This is a genomic window from Cohnella zeiphila (assembly GCF_014212055.1).
Taxonomy (GTDB): Bacteria; Bacillota; Bacilli; order Paenibacillales; family Paenibacillaceae; genus Cohnella; species Cohnella zeiphila.
Genome location: NZ_JACJVO010000002.1, coordinates 42392 through 57070 on the forward strand (window position 1 = coordinate 42392; position 14679 = coordinate 57070).

The window sequence follows — 14679 nt, forward strand, 5'->3', positions numbered from 1 at the left end:
TAGACAAACTTCGCGCACGGGAGAGCGATCGACGTGAACCCTTGGCACGAGAAAATCGCCCTGAAAACCGACCAGCCGATGAAAATCATCGTCAGCGACACGGAGTGGGGAACGCCGGCGCATTGGCATCAAGAGATCGAGGTCGTCCATATTCTCGAGGGCGACATGCAGATCAGCATCGGAGACGAGATTTACGACGTCGCGTCCGGCGACATTCTGCTGATCGGCGCCTGCTCGATCCACCGCTTCTATCCGAATCCGCTGGGCTGCCGCAAAATCATCGTGCAGCTCGGCATGCCGGTGTTCGGCGACTACGCCGAACGCGTCTTCGGCCGCAAGTTCCGCCAGCCTCGGCTTCGCGCGGGCGACGGACCGCACCGCCGGCTGGAAGAGGCGCTGCGCGCCGTCCTTCGGGAGCGGGAGGCGCCGGAAGACGGCTCCGAGCTCGCCATCAAGGCCGCAATCTACGATCTCGGCGCTTCCCTCATCCGCCGGGTGCCGATGGACGCATACTCCCCGCAGGAGAGAACCAAACAGCTGAGGCAGCTCGAACGGCTGAGCGGCGTGCTCGCCTATATCGAGAAAGAGTACGCCTCCGACGTCTCGCTGCGGCGCGCGGCCGAGGTCGCCGGATTCAGCGTTCCTTACTTCTCGCGCTTTTTCAAGGAGACGACCGGCATCGGCTTCGTCGATTACGTGAACGATTTCCGCACGAACATCGCCACCTCCCTGCTGCTCGGCGAGCCGGAGAGCTCCGTCACGGACATCGCTTTCCGGTCCGGATTCAACAGCATCGAGACGTTCAACCGGGCATTCAAGAAGGCCAGCGGCTGCACCCCCTCCGAATTCCGCAACCGAAAGAACGTTCGATAAAAGCAAAAAATGACGAACGGTTCGCAACCTCTGACGAGAACGTCGGAGGTTCTTTTTTTATATTGAAAAAGTAGCTACGCCTTCAAATCAGATTCGAAACGGAGGTTTATCATGACGAGCGACTCTCAGGGACAGCCGGCGGTTTACCGCAATCCGGACGCGCCGGCGGAAGAGCGGATCGGCGACTTGCTCGGACGAATGACGCTGAAGGAGAAAGTCCGGCAGCTCGACCAGTATTTCGGGGCCACGTTCATGAGCGCGACGCACCCGCGCATGGATACCGTCATGGCGGACGGCGCGAAAATCTTGTGGGACAAAGTGATGGAAGTGATCGGCGAGGACGGCGTCGGCTGCATTCACGATCTTTACGGCACGGCGAAAGTGAACAATCAGCTGCAGCAGTATGCGGTCGAACAGACGCGCTTGGGCATTCCGATGCTGTTCAGCGAAGAGGCGCTGCACGGGTTGTGCCGCCCAGGCTGCACCGTTTTTCCGCACGCGATCTCGACGGCTTCGACCTGGAATCCGGAAGTCGCGGAGGCGATCGGCCGGGCGATCGCGGCCGAGACGCGAAGCCTCGGCATTCACGAGAGCTTCGGGCCGGTGCTCGACCTGGCCCGCGAGCCGCGATGGGGGCGCGTCGAGGAGACGTACGGGGAGGATACGTATCTGGCGGGGCGAATGGCCGTCGCCATGGTCAGAGGATTGCAGGGCGAGACGCTGGCGTCGGACCGCTCGATCGTCGCCGAGCCCAAGCATTTCGCCGTGCACGGCGTTCCCGAGAGCGGCCTGAACCAGTCCGCGACGTCGCTCGGCGTCCGCGAGATCGAGACGTATTACATGCCCGTCTTCGAAGACGCGTTCGTCGAGGGCGGCGCCGTCAACGCGATGTGCTCGTACAATTCGATCGACGGCGTGCCCTGCGCCTCCGACGAGAGCCTGCTGACCGGCGTGCTGAGGAACCGCTGGAGCATGCCCGGCTTCGTCCGTTCCGATCTCGGCGCCATCTCCCGCCTGCAAAGGTCGCACTTCACCGCGGGCTCCGGGAAGGAAGCGATTCGCCAGGCGCTGGAAGCCGGCTGCGACATGCAATATTACGACTATCCCCATGAAATCTATCAGAATGCCGTCATCGAAATGGTCGGCAGCGGAGATCTGGACGAAGAGGTCGTGGACCGCGCCGTCGCCCGGGTGCTTCGGGTGAAGTTCATGCTCGGCCTGTTCGAGCGGCCGTATACCGATCCGGAGCTGTACCGCTCGGTCGTTCGCCGCCCCGAGCACGGCGAACTGGCGCTTCAGGCGGCCCGGGAATCGATCGTGCTGCTGAGGAACGAGCGGGAGACGCTGCCGCTCGGCAAGGCGCTGTCCCGCATCGCCGTCATCGGCCCGAGCGCGGACACGCCCCGGTTAGGCGATTATACGCCGGCCGTGGAAGGCTTCGAGCCCGTCACGCTGCTGCAGGGGATCCGCGACAAAGTCTCGCCGCGCACGAATGTCTCCTTCGCCAGAGGAACGGGGGTGCTCCCCGACGAGCTGGAAGCGATTCCGGCCGGCAGCTTCGTCGACGCTTACGGCCGCGACGGGCTGCGGGGCGAATATTTCGACAATCCCGATCTCTCGGGAGAACCGGTCATGACCCGCACCGACCGCTCCATCGACTTCAACTGGGTCGTGGCGAAGCCGGATCAGCGGATTCCGTCGTTCCAATTCTCCGTCCGCTGGACCGGCAAGCTCGTGCCGAAGCGCCCGGTGTCGGGCTACCTCGGCACCGTCTGCTCGGACAGCATGCGGCTGTGGCTGAACGGAGAGCTGGCGATCGACGGCTGGGGACAGGGTAAGGACGGGAGCGGGCTCGTGCCGGTGGAGCTGAAAGCCGGGCAAAGCTACGAGATTCGCCTGGAATACCGCAAGGATACGAGCGGCGTGTCCGCCATGCTTGGGTGGAGCCATGAGTCCGAGAGCATCCGGGAAGCCGCGGAGCTGGCGCGGCGCGCCGACGTCGCGATCGTCGCCCTCGGCGATTCGAGAAGAACGTGCGGGGAAGGCGTGGACCGGTCGGAACTGACGCTGCCGGGACGCCAGCTCGAGCTGCTTCGGGCCGTCTACGAGACCGGCACCCCTGTCGTGCTCGTCCTTCAGAACGGTCGTCCGATCGCGATGGAATGGGAAGCCGAGCACATCCCGGCCATCCTTGAAGCCTGGTACCCCGGCGAACGCGGCGGCGAGGCGATCGCCGACGTCCTGTTCGGAGACTGCAATCCCGCCGGGCGCCTGCCGGTCACGTTCCCGCGATCCGTCGGCCAGCTTCCGGTTTATTACAACCGGCGGCGCGGCGGCGCGGTGCATTACGTCGAGGGAGAACATCGTCCGCTGTATGCGTTCGGCCACGGTCTCAGCTATACGACTTTCCGCTACGAACGGCTGGAAGTCGACGTTGCGAGCGGCCTTCCCGATCCGGAAATTCGGATCTCGTTCGAAGTTGCCAATGCCGGAGCCCGCGCCGGGGACGAAGTCGTCCAGCTGTACGTGGGCGATCTTGCGGCCTCGATCGCATTGCCCGAGAAAAATTTGCGGAAGTTCGCGCGGATTCGTCTGGACCCCGGCGAGAGCAAGACCGTCCGCTTCGCGCTGGGCTTCAAAGACTTGAGGCTGCTGGACCGGAATCTGCAGTGGACGGTCGAGCCCGGGCTGTTCCGGGTGTCGGTCGGCCCAAGCTCGGACCGGATCGCCCTCTCCGCCGAGTTCGCCGTTACCTGAGCGCGTCCGTCCTGTCGCCTCCGCCGCGCGGCCGCCGTATGGAAAACGCATTGCGGCGGCCGCGCGGAAGTGCTATATTTGCCTTGGAGGTGGCGAATCGATGAGTCAAAGCGCTTACATAACGCTTGTTCAAGGATCGGCAGCGGCGGAAGTGACGCTGGACGACGTCAAGGATCGTCTGGGGCGATACCGCGACCAGACCGAGCTCACCGGCCGGCAGCTGGACTGGAATTACGCCGAAGCCGCGTTCCCCTACTCGGTCGAGAGCAAGCCCGGCGAAGAAGACCGCTGGTTCTACCTGAAGGGCAAGACCCCGGCTTACCGCTTCATCTTGTTCGGTACCGGCGCAAGGCCGGAGAACGACGGCGGCGCCCCGTTCATTCAGGTCGTCCTCCCGGACGGAGCCACGCACGGGGACAAGTCGAAGGCGAACGAACTTTGCAAGTGGCTCGGCAAGCAGCTGCTGGCCGAAGTGAAGCTGTTCAACGGACGCACCATCTACTATAATCCGCGCAAATAAACGAACTCCATACCATAAAGGGCTGTTCGCCCGTCCGACGCTCGGACGGGGCGAACAGCCCTGTTCTGACTTGCGGGAGAGAGAATCAGTCCGCTTCTTGCGCAACCAATTCCTCGTACACTTTCATGACGCGCTCCCATTCTTCGTCGTCTTCGATGTTGACGAGCACTTCGTCTTCCCCGTCTTCTTCGATGCGGAAGATGACGCCGTCGTCTTCGGGATCGTTGCGGTCGAGCAGCACTGCATATGCCTGGTCGGCGCTCTCGAACGTATATACCAGCACCATCTCGTGTTCGTTGCCGTCTTCGTCGGTTACGACGAATACGGCTTCTTCGTCGTGCTCGTGGTCGCAGTTTTCGTCATGAACATGATCGCTCATGGAGAACCTCCGTTCAGTCGGTTGAATTTGCCTACCCCCGTATCCTAACATTTCGAAGCCTATCCGGTCAAACGAAAGCGCCCTCTCCAAGACCGGATCGGGCGCGGCGAATCGCGTTATTTGGCCAGGATCGTCTTCTCGGATACGACCTGCATCGGGGAATTGTCCGCCGGCTGCATCCAGAAGCGAAGGGTGTACTTCCCGCTCGATTTGAACTCGTAGGACTTCTCGGCGGAGGTGAACCAGAAGTTGTCCTTGTCGGTCGGAAAGTCGCTGTCCGTGCTGGTGCGGCCGTCGAGCCAGGTCTCGTCTCCGTACGGGTCGCTGACCGTCACCTTGAAGCCCGAGATATCCGTCTGCAGGTTGTCGATCTGCGCGAATACCTGGAAGCTGGTGCTCTTTCCTTTCGGCACCGATCCGAACGGCTTGCTTCCGGACATGACGAACATATGGACGTTCGGCTTGTAGATCGTCACGCTCTTCCCGTCGTCGTCCCAAGCGACCATTCCCTGCACGACGTCGCCGAGCGAACGGACGCCGACGTAAGCCTTGCCGTCGATCAGCGCGCCGCCGTCGGCCATCTCCTGCTTGTTGAACATAATCTTGACCTTCTGGGCTATCGAATCCGCATAAATGGCCGAGCCGCCCGCCAAAGTGAGCGCCACGGTCAACAGGATCAGTCTATGGAACTTCATTCGGCATACCTCCGTTGCTCCGACTATTTCCTTAAGGAGTGTATCTGATTGGTTATACCCGCCTTCAAAGGAAAAGTTGCGGACAGGAGGAAAAATAACCGCTTTATCGGCCGGCCCCGGCCGCTTTCGGGAGCGTCAGCACGCAAGGCACCCCGTTCCCGGAAGCTCCGGGCAAGGACATCCGGGCCAAATACGCCAGTCCCCGCGAGCAGGGCGTGCGGCAAACGGCGCAGACGTCCGACGTCACGATTTTCATCTGCGGCCTTTGCGATTCCGCCGACGCTTTCTTTTTGATCACTTTCGCTTTGCCGCTGGGCTTGTTCATTCCGTTCTTCCCCTTATCGCATAATTTGCCGTCCCGATATCGTATGCGATCCCGTTCCTGCAGGTGACTTCCTCGAAGCGCCTCGGGGTAAGAGGCGCTCGCTGTCGCCGCGATACAATTTATGGTACATTATTGAAGTGGTTTCTCATGAAAAAAGCCGGGGGGTTGCGAATGGAGATCCAGATGCTGGGGACGGGAAGCGCGTTCGCCAAAGCCTTCTACAATACGAACGCCCTCGTCTACGCGGGAGGCCGCACCCTGCTGGTCGATTGCGGCACGACGGGACCGTCGGCGCTTCACCGGCTGGGGAAGCCGTTGTCCGACATCGACGCCGTCCTCGTCACGCACATTCACGCCGATCATATCGGCGGGCTGGAAGAGCTGGCGTTCCAATACCGCTTCAAATACAATTCCAGGCCGGTGCTTTACCTCGCCGAAGCGCTGGCGGCCCCGCTCTGGGAGCATTCGCTCCGGGGAGGCCTCGAACAGGACGGCTTCGGCTCGCTCGAGGCCTATTTCGACGTTCGCCCGCTCCGCCCGGAAGAGCCGCGGGAACTGCTGCCCGGTCTGACCGCCGAGCTGCTGGCCACCCGCCACATCCCGAATAAGCTCAGCTACTCGGTGCTGTTCAACGGAACGTTCTTCTATTCGGCGGACATGGTGTTCGATCCCGAATTGCTGCGGCAGCTCGTCGAGGAGCGCGGCGTCGAGACGATCTTCCACGACTGCCAGCTGTTCGCGCCGGGCGCCGTCCACGCTTGTCTTCCGGAATTGCTGACGCTGCCGGACTCGCTTCAGGAGCGCATTTATTTGATGCATTACGGGGACGACCAACCCGGCTATATCGGCCGCACCGGCAAAATGAAATTCGTCGACCAGCACCGGATCTACTCGTTCCCGCCAGGAAGATAGCCAAGCCGCCGCGAATTCGTTATGATAGAAGAAGCGACCGCGAAAGAAAGAGGGATTGCAGTGGTAACGACCTACATCATCGCCGGCATTATCTTGATCGTTCTGGGCGCGCTGGTCTTCTGGGTCACCAACAAAGCCTATTCCCGCAAGTGGGAGGACGATTAGAACCGTTTTCCCGGTCAGAGCCCGGCAACGAAGAAAGCCTCCGCCCGATTCGGGAACGGAGGCTTTCTTCATGAAGCCGCATTCGCGGCCGGCTACCAGTTGCGGGAAAACGACGGGCTTTCGGCGTAATAGACGTTGCCGATCACGCCGGCCTCGTCGCTGCCGTAGACGACCGACGACACGCTGCCCGAGGCCGGTTCCGACTTGGCGAAGCTGCACGCGCCGAGCAGCGCCGGCAGCGCAAGCGCGATCAACAGGGCGAGAATCGGCTTGCGGCGCTGGAGCATGGAAGCGAAGACGCGGGTTCTCAGGAGCACCATCTCCTTTAAGCGACCGGATTTCTTTTCCAGTGTGCCCCGGTCTCCCGCGCCCTATTCCGCCTACACGCGCTTCCCTTCGCTCCCCTGCTTGATCTCCTTCTTCCCGCCTTTGTCTCCCTCGCGGCTGTTCCACCGCCACAGGAATTCCCGATCGTACTCGAGCGTATCGTGACGGACGAGGCGGACGACCGCCGCCATCACGAATCCGATCAAGCCGAACAGGCCGATCAGCCACAGAACCAATATTGCCGGGCTGTTCTCCATAGTCATCCTCCCGATTCGATGCCCTCGTTCATATGTACGCGGGCCCGCGGGGAATCATCCCTCTTCCGGGGGCGGCAGCCATAAAAAACGAATTTGGCGTCTCCCGTGCAAAAACTTCCGGCAAAAACAGTTGACTTCCCTGCCCGCTATTTGGTAATATACTAAATGTCCTTGCGAGACAAGGCGAATATGATCTGGTAGCTCAGCTGGGAGAGCACTACCTTGACAGGGTAGGGGTCACAGGTTCGATCCCTGTCCAGATCACCATAACGAAGCCGACACCTTCCCCTAACGGAAGGTTTTTTCGTTTTTTGTCCGACGACCGGGTTTAGTTCCCGCCCCGCTGACCTACAATGGAGGTTGGAAGGAGTGAGAACAACATGAAGCAACTATCGATCAAACGGATCGGCCTGTTCGTCGCCGCTCTCGGCATTGCCTTGGCGGTACCGGGCTTCGCCGTTCCCGCTTCGGTCTCCGCCGCCGTTGCCGACGACGACGACCGGCACCCGCATTTTCTCTCGCACAAGAAGGCGGATGAGGCGTGGCCTGTCATGGCGGACGGCAATTCCCCCTTGCTGACGCTGCTGAAGACGGACGAGGACACGCTCCGCAATGAATTGAAGAACGGCAAGACGCTTGCGCAGATCGCCCAGGAACGCGGCGTGGACAAGCAGAAAGTGATCGACCTGCTCGTCACGCAGCAGAACGCAAGGCTTGACGAAGCGGTCAAGGCAGGCAAGCTGACCGAGGACCAGGCGAAGCGCTGGCGGGAAGGCTTGCAGGAGCGGACCCGTCAAATTGTGGACGGGCAAGTCAAATGGCACAAGCATCATCGCGGAAGCCGATATCTGGAGGACGCCGCGCAAGTGCTGGGGATGACGCCCAAGGCGCTGGTGGAGGAGCTGAAGAAAGGCAAGTCGGTCGTCCAGGTCGGCAAAGAGAAAGGAATCGCGGAAGCGAAAATCGTCGACCAGCTGCTCGCCAAAGAGAAGACCCGCATCGAAAAACGGATTAACCGCGTATGGGGTCAGCAGTCGGAGAAAAAAGACGACTAGCGAATCGAAAAAAGAGCTTTACTTCTTCCGGACAAGCCGCTATAATAGGTCAAGTCGGTGTTGTTCGTTTCGCGACTTGATCTGGTAGCTCAGCTGGGAGAGCACTACCTTGACAGGGTAGGGGTCACAGGTTCGATCCCTGTCCAGATCACCATAACCGATCCACTTCGGCCCTGCCTTCGCGGCGGGGCTTTTTTTGTTTTATCGGCTTGGCGGCGGTACTCCTTCTCCGTTCGTGCAACCTTTTCCAGCGGCAGTGCGTCTCTAGGGATGTAACGGACATTCTATCCAACGGGAGGAACGAATGATGAACAAGAAGAAGCCTCTTGCTGTCTTGCCGCTCGCCGCCCTCGCCTGCGTAATTGCCGGCGGTTCCGCTTTCGCCTTCAGCGACGTCAAGAACGATGCCGGACAGGCGCAGATTATGGATCTCAAGAACCGCGGCATCGTTCAGGGAATCGGCAACGATCTGTTCAAGCCGCGCGCGCAGGTGAACGGGGCGACCGCCGTCACGCTGATCGTCAAAGGGCTCGGCCTGAACATCGACACCATTCGCTTTGTCAAGAAACCGGAAGCAAGCGATTACTTCACCAAGGTCAAGGACAACGCTCCTTACGCCGGCGAATTCATTATCGCCCAGTTCAACGGGCTCGACATTCCGAAGGATCTGGATCCGTCCAAGCCGGTCACCCGCGAACAGTTCGCTTACTGGCTCATGAACGGCATCGCCTCCAAAGGCGATTATGCGTTCACCGATCAATTCATTATTCTGAAGGACCAGGATCAGGTGACGTCCGCCTACTCTTCCAACATCCAGAAGCTGCTGATCTCCGGGATCGCGTCGCTGGACGCCAAGGGCGACTTCCGCCCGAAGGATGTCATTACGCGCAGCGAAGCGGCGGTCATGGTCGACAAGGCGATCGAATTCGTCGAGAACACGAAGCCGATTCCGCCGGTGGAGACGCCCGCTCCCTCTCATCTGACCGACGTCAAGCTGGCGTCGGAATCGATCGCGGACGGCGTGCTTAAAGTGACCGTCACCGCTACGGCTCCGAACCCCGGCTACGGCGTCGAAATCTCGAATATCGCATTCCGCGACGGCGAAGCCGTCATCGATTATCGCGAGATCGAGCCGGACCCGGATAAGATGTACCCGCAATACGTCGCCCAGGTTCAGGCGGTGACGTATCTCTCGTCCGATTATAAGCCGGTGCTGGGCCAGATCGAATCGACCGGCGCCGCTACCCCCGCCAGTCCGGGCGAACCGTCGGCGAGCGGATCGACCGGTTTTCCGATCGAGGAATAAACCCTGTTGCCGCGCAAGAGTCCGCCCCCTCCGCCTTTATCGGCGACGGGGCGGACTCTTCTCGTTGCGGAAGCGGGCGGCAATGCGGGCACGCCCGCAGCCGCGCTCTCACCGTTCGCTGTCTTCCCGCGCGGCGGCCGCCTCATCGGAGGAATCCAGCTCCGGTACGCACCAGTCGATCTCCGGCAGGCCGATCGACTTCAGGAATTGATTCGCCCGCGAGAACGGACGGCTGCCGAAGAAGCCGTTGTGCGCCGACAGCGGACTCGGGTGCGCCGACCGGATGACCAGGTGCCGGGACTTGTCGATGAAGTCGGCCTTCTCCTGCGCGTTGCGTCCCCACAGGATGAATACGAGCGGCCGCTCCCGCTCGTTCAGCGCCTCGATCACCGCGGTCGTGAACGTCTCCCAGCCGAGCTTCTTGTGCGAATTGGGCACGCCCTCCCGCACCGTCAGCACCGCGTTGAGAAGCAGCACTCCCTGCTTCGCCCAATGCTCCAAATAGCCGTGGCTCGGAATCGGGCAGCCGAGATCGTCGCGCAGCTCCTTATAGATGTTCTGAAGCGACGGCGGGGTCCGAACGCCGGGGCGCACGGAGAAGCTGAGCCCGTGGGCTTGTCCGGGGCCGTGATACGGATCCTGTCCGAGAATGACGACGTTCGCGTCTTCGTAGGAGGTCAAATGAAGCGCTTCGAAAATATGGTACATATCCGGGTACACGGTCCGATGGCGATATTCTTCGGCCAGTTCATCCCGCAATCGCCGGTAGTAGGGCTGTTCCATCTCCGGCTGAAGAATCGGAGCCCAGCTGTTGCGAAACACCGCAGGCACGTAAGCGACCTCCATCCATGGTATAATCGGTAGCTAGAAGGGCAAGTCTCTTCCTATTATAGCAATCCCGCCTCTCTTCACCTAGCCCTATGCCGCAAAAAAGCGAGGAGGTTCATCCATCGTGTCCAACGTTTACTGGTACGGCAACCGATACGTTTCGCAGGAAGAAGTGCTCATCTCCCCAGAAGACAGGGGTTATTATTTCGGCGACGGCGCTTACGAGGTTTTCCGCTTCTACTCGGGAAGGCTTTACGAGACGGATGCGCATCTGAAAAGGCTGTGGCATACCGCCGCCGGCTTGCGGCTCACGCTTCCCTTTACGGAAGCGGAGCTGACCTCCAGGCTCGAAGAGCTCGTTCGCCGCAGCGGCGCCGCGGACGGCAACGTCTATTTGCAAATCACCCGGGGAGCCGCGCCGCGGGCCCATCCGTTTCCCAAGGGAGCGGAACCGGTCGTCATGGCGTACGCCTCTTCCGTCGACCGTCCGCTCGCCGCGATGGAGACGGGTATCCGGGCCGTCGCCGTTGAAGACATCCGCTGGCTGCGCTGCGACTACAAGACGCTGAACCTGCTTCCGAACGTGATGGCCAAGCAGGAGGCGCTCGATCGCGGCGCGGATGAAGCGGTTCTTCACCGCGACGGTACGGTGACCGAATGCAGCGCCTCCAATCTGATGATCGTCAAGGACGGTACGGTACGAACCCATCCGGCCAACCGCTTCATCCTGCACGGAGTGACCCGGGCCGTCGTGCTGCGACTGGCGCGGGCGGCGGAAATTCCCGTCCTCGAGCAGCCTTTTACGCTGGACGAGCTGGCAAGCGCCGACGAGATATTCATCACCGGCACCACGGTCGAAGTGACGCCCGTCGTCGCCCTGAACGGCCAAGCCGTCGGCTCCGGCAAGCCGGGTCCGGTCACGAGGCGGCTGCAGCAGCAATTCGCCGCGACGCTCCCGTCATGAACCGAGCATGAGCGCAGGGCGCAGGACGCCAAAAGCCCGAAGACGAAAGCCGCCGGGGGCGCGCTTCGTCTTCGGGCTTTTTCGCTTCCTTTCACGCGTGTACGTCCGGCCGGCTATTCGTCCGTCTCGATGCTGAACACCACATAACGGTTCAAGCGATCGCGCACGACCTCTTCCTTCTCCGCAATGCGGAACTCGTTCGAGTCCGGATCCTGCACGACGAAATAGGAACGGTTGTTGTCGCGGTACATTTTTTTGGCCAAGTCGATCGCGTATTGTTTGGTCACGCCAGGATCTCTCCCCATGCCTCTGAATGATGTCTGCCGCGTAAACAATTCAACGGGCAGGGGGCGAAACCCTGCCGAATCGGGCGAAGGAACGGAAGTTTTGCCGAAGTCCGCCTTATCGGACCGCCAATTCCCCGTGCGCCGCCCGAACGGCATCCGCGAACTCCGTCCACAGCTCGTCGTTCCGGTCGTAGAGGCCGTAGTTGCCGATGAGTCCCTGGCGGTCCCAGAAATCGTACAGGGCGAACCAGTGCGTACCCAGCATATACGGCAAAGCCGCGGCTTGGCGGACGAATTCGCGGTAGCTCTCGCCGCGGCGCTTCTGGTCGCGGACATGCGTCAGCTGCGCCCCGTTCGTGATCAGATCGAATCCCGCGCTTCGTCCCGCGCCGAAGCTGAATTCGGTGATCATCATCGGCCTGCCCGTAAGCTCGTAAGCCCGGTCGAGCCACGCCGCAGGAAGATCGAAGCTGTAAAAATTGACGGACAGAACGTCGACATAGCGGGCCATCGCCTCGAGGACGATATCGGGCGTGCTCGTTCCGACCATGCGGCATCCGAGAACGAGATGGTTCGGGTCGTACAGGCGCAAAATGTCCTTCGTCGTCCGGAAGTACGTGTCGGCAATGATGCCGAGGAAGACCAGCTTGTCGGCGGCGTATGCCTCCTCGGCCGCCCGGTATTCCTTGATCCACAGCAAATCCTCGAAGCTCTCGTATTCCGCCCGCCAGCGTTCGTTGAGCCGTTCGATCGTCCCGTAGCGTTCCTTGAGAAAGGCGACCCAGGCCTTTTTCCCGCTCGCATCGGCCGGCAATCGGATGTAATCCTCGACCAGATTCGTGCCGTTCGTGCCTTCGCCCGGGTTGTCCATCCCCCACTGCCCGCCCGTCCCCCACCAGTGCAGCTCGTTGTCCGTGTACAAGCCGATCAGCGTCGGGTCCTCGGCCGGATCCGCGCCCTTGTTGTAGAACGTTTCGACCATGGCGGCATGGGCCGACGCCCGGAAGCTGTCGTCGAACACATCCGGGAACCCGTAGCCTCCCCAGCCTCTGTTGACCATCTTGGCTTTCGCGGAGCAGCGCGCCTCGATCGTCTTGGGCAGCGGCAGCCGCGCGAAGTAGTTGTCGTGCCAGGCGGCGAGCGTGTTGAAGCCGAGCTCCCGGACGCCCGCCAGCTTCGCCTCCGCCCAGCGCGCGTACCAGCCCGGGCCGCCGTATTTGGCGGCCAGCATCGGCTCCATCGGAACGCCGATCCCATAGTTGAAGCAGTTGACGCCGAGCGAGTAAAACGGCTTCCCTTTCCCATCCTTCAAGGTCCACCTTCCGTCCGCCTTCTCAATCGAATAATAACCGCTCATGCCGATGTCCTCCGTTTGCTTTGGAATCGAGTCAGCTTTCCCTGTATTCCTGCGGGGTTTTGCCGAAATGCTTTTTGAATACCTTCATGAAATAAGTGCTCTCGTAGCCGACCTGCGCCGCGATTTCGTAAATCTTCTGCTCGGAGTGCTTGAGCAGGTAGGAGGCCCGGTCCATCTTCAGCCGGTGCAAATAATCGGAGAGCGTCTCGCCCGTCTCCGCGGTGAAGACGCGCGACAGGTACACCGGATGCAAATGCACGTGGTCCGCGATAGCCGCAAGGGACACGTCCTGGGCCAGGTGCAGGCGGGCGAACTCCTTCGCTTGATCGAGAATCGTTTTTCTCGCGCTTTTGGTGCGGCCGTTCAAATCCTCCTTCAACAGGCGAAGCACCTGAAGCGACCATTCCGTCAGCTGCCCGACCGAGCGGAAGTCGTCGGTTCTGCGAAAATCCCGGACGTCCTGCGGCAGCAGGCACGCGAGCGGCTGGCCGTTCTGATGGGCCAGGTTGGAGAACGTCGCGCTGACGACATGGAACGCTTCCATCCAATGCTCGCGCGACTCGGCGAACGATTTCGCCAATTCTTCTCCGATGCGCAGCAGCTTCCGCTCCGCCTCGTCCCATCTGCCCGCTTCCAGCAGGTGGAGCAACGTCGGGGTACGATACAGTTCGTCCAGCGAGTCGGCCTTCGCCTGCTTCGGCTCGTCCGTCATCGTGAAGAAAAAACCGCTGTCGCCGCCGATTCTCGTCCGCATGGCCTGAACGGAGGACTCGTACAAGGGACGAAGACCGCGGGGGAAGTCGCTCCACCGGCTGACCATCAAGGAGATCCGGCCTTTCAGGTACGTCTGCACGCTCTTCTGCAGCTGTTCGGCCAGCCGTTCGATCAGCTTCTGCTTGCCGATGTCCTTCGGCGCCTCCGAGGCGATGACGTCGCTCTCGTCCTCGCAGTCGAACTTGATCGCGAACACGAGAAAATCGTGGCTGTCCTTGTAATGCCACAGCCTGAACATCCTGCCGAATATCTCTTCGGTAATGTTGCACACGGCGTATTCCAGCAGATGCAGGCTGGATTGGTCGTACCCCGCGAATTCGTTCTCGAGCCGCACGATCATCATCGCGACCTCGTCGCCGTCGGCGAACGGGATGTCCAGGAACGCCAGCTGATCCCGCAAATAATCGCGTGGCAGGTACCGGCCGTTCAGCAGGTCGCCGAGCAGATGGCTGCGCAGAAGCGGACGGTGCGAGACCAGGTTGGACATCGCCTGGTTGAAGACGGCCCGCTGTTCCCATTCAAGCTTCAGCTTCTCCTGCACGCTCCGCACCGTCTCGATCAGGTCCTCGGTGCGGACCGGCTTCAGCAGGTAATCCATCGTCTGCGCGCGAATCGCCTCCTGCGCGTACTGGAAATCGGCGTAGCCGGACAGAACGATGCACCTGATGCCGGTCCAGGTGTTCAGAATCGTCCGGATCAGCTCCAGTCCGCTCATGCCCGGCATGCGGATATCGGTAATGACGATGTCGATGGAGTGCCGCTTCAGCAGCTCCAGCGCTTCGTAGGCGGATTCCGCCCGGTGCACGAACTCGACGCCAAGCTGCCGCCACGGCACCGTCAGCGCGATTCCTTCGCGCACGGAAGCTTCGTCGTCCACGATCATCAGCTGAAACATTCG

Annotated in this window: 16 protein-coding genes and 2 tRNA genes; 9 read left to right on the forward strand and 9 right to left on the reverse strand. The window is 61.1% G+C overall.

Features of this window, described 5'->3' with window-relative positions:
* Nucleotides 1–33: 33 nt before the first annotated feature.
* The 3 genes from H7C18_RS01430 (at nt 34) to H7C18_RS01440 (ending at nt 4150) form a co-directional block, all read left to right on the forward strand.
* Nucleotides 34–873 carry a helix-turn-helix domain-containing protein gene (locus H7C18_RS01430; RefSeq protein WP_185127236.1) on the forward strand — a complete coding sequence of 280 codons (840 nt, stop codon included), beginning with the start codon at nt 34–36 and terminating at the stop codon, nt 871–873.
* 111 nt (nt 874–984) lie between these two features.
* Entirely contained in the window at nt 985–3630 is a 2646-nt protein-coding gene (locus H7C18_RS01435) for a glycoside hydrolase family 3 N-terminal domain-containing protein (protein ID WP_185127237.1), read from the forward strand.
* A gap of 100 nt (nt 3631–3730) precedes the next feature.
* Nucleotides 3731–4150: a DUF1885 family protein gene (locus tag H7C18_RS01440; RefSeq protein ID WP_185127238.1), complete on the forward strand. Its 420-nt coding sequence runs from the start codon at nt 3731–3733 to the stop codon at nt 4148–4150.
* A gap of 85 nt (nt 4151–4235) precedes the next feature.
* Here H7C18_RS01440 and H7C18_RS01445 read toward each other — a convergent pair whose 3' ends face one another.
* The 3 genes from H7C18_RS01445 to H7C18_RS01455 all read right to left on the reverse strand — a co-directional run bounded on the left by H7C18_RS01445 (nt 4236) and on the right by H7C18_RS01455 (nt 5549).
* Complete coding sequence (locus H7C18_RS01445; RefSeq protein ID WP_185127239.1) at nt 4236–4529, reverse strand: DUF1292 domain-containing protein; 294 nt, start codon at nt 4527–4529, stop codon at nt 4236–4238.
* Between the two features lie 116 nt (nt 4530–4645).
* On the reverse strand, nt 4646–5224 hold the full coding sequence (locus H7C18_RS01450; protein WP_185127240.1) for a copper amine oxidase: 579 nt from the start codon (nt 5222–5224) through the stop codon (nt 4646–4648).
* Nucleotides 5225–5327: 103 nt separating this feature from the next.
* Complete coding sequence (locus tag H7C18_RS01455) at nt 5328–5549, reverse strand: hypothetical protein (RefSeq protein WP_185127457.1); 222 nt, start codon at nt 5547–5549, stop codon at nt 5328–5330.
* 165 nt (nt 5550–5714) lie between these two features.
* On the opposite strand from H7C18_RS01455, the gene H7C18_RS01460 reads away from it, so the two are divergent.
* Nucleotides 5715–6461: an MBL fold metallo-hydrolase gene (locus tag H7C18_RS01460; RefSeq protein WP_185127441.1), complete on the forward strand. Its 747-nt coding sequence runs from the start codon at nt 5715–5717 to the stop codon at nt 6459–6461.
* Nucleotides 6462–6718: 257 nt separating this feature from the next.
* On the opposite strand, the gene H7C18_RS01465 is transcribed toward H7C18_RS01460, so the two are convergent.
* Both H7C18_RS01465 and H7C18_RS01470 read right to left on the reverse strand, forming a co-directional pair.
* Complete coding sequence (locus H7C18_RS01465; protein ID WP_185127241.1) at nt 6719–6943, reverse strand: hypothetical protein; 225 nt, start codon at nt 6941–6943, stop codon at nt 6719–6721.
* Between the two features lie 63 nt (nt 6944–7006).
* Entirely contained in the window at nt 7007–7210 is a 204-nt protein-coding gene (locus tag H7C18_RS01470; RefSeq protein WP_185127242.1) for a hypothetical protein, read from the reverse strand.
* A 191-nt stretch (nt 7211–7401) separates the two neighbouring features.
* On the opposite strand from H7C18_RS01470, the gene H7C18_RS01475 reads away from it, so the two are divergent.
* The 4 genes from H7C18_RS01475 to H7C18_RS01490 all read left to right on the forward strand — a co-directional run bounded on the left by H7C18_RS01475 (nt 7402) and on the right by H7C18_RS01490 (nt 9571).
* Nucleotides 7402–7477: transfer RNA gene (locus H7C18_RS01475), tRNA-Val, on the forward strand.
* Between the two features lie 113 nt (nt 7478–7590).
* Nucleotides 7591–8265: a hypothetical protein gene (locus tag H7C18_RS01480; protein ID WP_185127243.1), complete on the forward strand. Its 675-nt coding sequence runs from the start codon at nt 7591–7593 to the stop codon at nt 8263–8265.
* Nucleotides 8266–8343: 78 nt separating this feature from the next.
* A tRNA-Val gene (locus H7C18_RS01485) sits at nt 8344–8419 on the forward strand.
* A 153-nt stretch (nt 8420–8572) separates the two neighbouring features.
* Entirely contained in the window at nt 8573–9571 is a 999-nt protein-coding gene (locus tag H7C18_RS01490; protein ID WP_185127244.1) for an S-layer homology domain-containing protein, read from the forward strand.
* 108 nt (nt 9572–9679) lie between these two features.
* On the opposite strand, the gene H7C18_RS01495 is transcribed toward H7C18_RS01490, so the two are convergent.
* Nucleotides 9680–10402 carry a uracil-DNA glycosylase gene (locus H7C18_RS01495; RefSeq protein WP_185127245.1) on the reverse strand — a complete coding sequence of 241 codons (723 nt, stop codon included), beginning with the start codon at nt 10400–10402 and terminating at the stop codon, nt 9680–9682.
* A 121-nt stretch (nt 10403–10523) separates the two neighbouring features.
* Between H7C18_RS01495 and dat the strand changes: the two genes are divergently transcribed.
* Nucleotides 10524–11363 (forward strand): D-amino-acid transaminase, encoded by an 840-nt coding sequence (gene dat / locus H7C18_RS01500; RefSeq protein WP_185127246.1) that lies wholly within the window; start codon nt 10524–10526, stop codon nt 11361–11363.
* Between the two features lie 113 nt (nt 11364–11476).
* On the opposite strand, the gene H7C18_RS01505 is transcribed toward dat, so the two are convergent.
* From H7C18_RS01505 to H7C18_RS01515, 3 genes are all read right to left on the reverse strand, one after another.
* The gene (locus tag H7C18_RS01505) at nt 11477–11650 is read right to left on the reverse strand and encodes a hypothetical protein (protein ID WP_185127247.1); all 174 of its coding nucleotides are present in this window, start codon (nt 11648–11650) and stop codon (nt 11477–11479) included.
* Nucleotides 11651–11765: 115 nt separating this feature from the next.
* Nucleotides 11766–13007, reverse strand: coding sequence for an alpha-amylase family protein (locus tag H7C18_RS01510; protein ID WP_185127248.1), 1242 nt, complete (start codon nt 13005–13007; stop codon nt 11766–11768).
* A gap of 31 nt (nt 13008–13038) precedes the next feature.
* Nucleotides 13039–14676 (reverse strand): response regulator, encoded by a 1638-nt coding sequence (locus H7C18_RS01515; protein ID WP_185127249.1) that lies wholly within the window; start codon nt 14674–14676, stop codon nt 13039–13041.
* Nucleotides 14677–14679 lie beyond the last annotated feature (3 nt).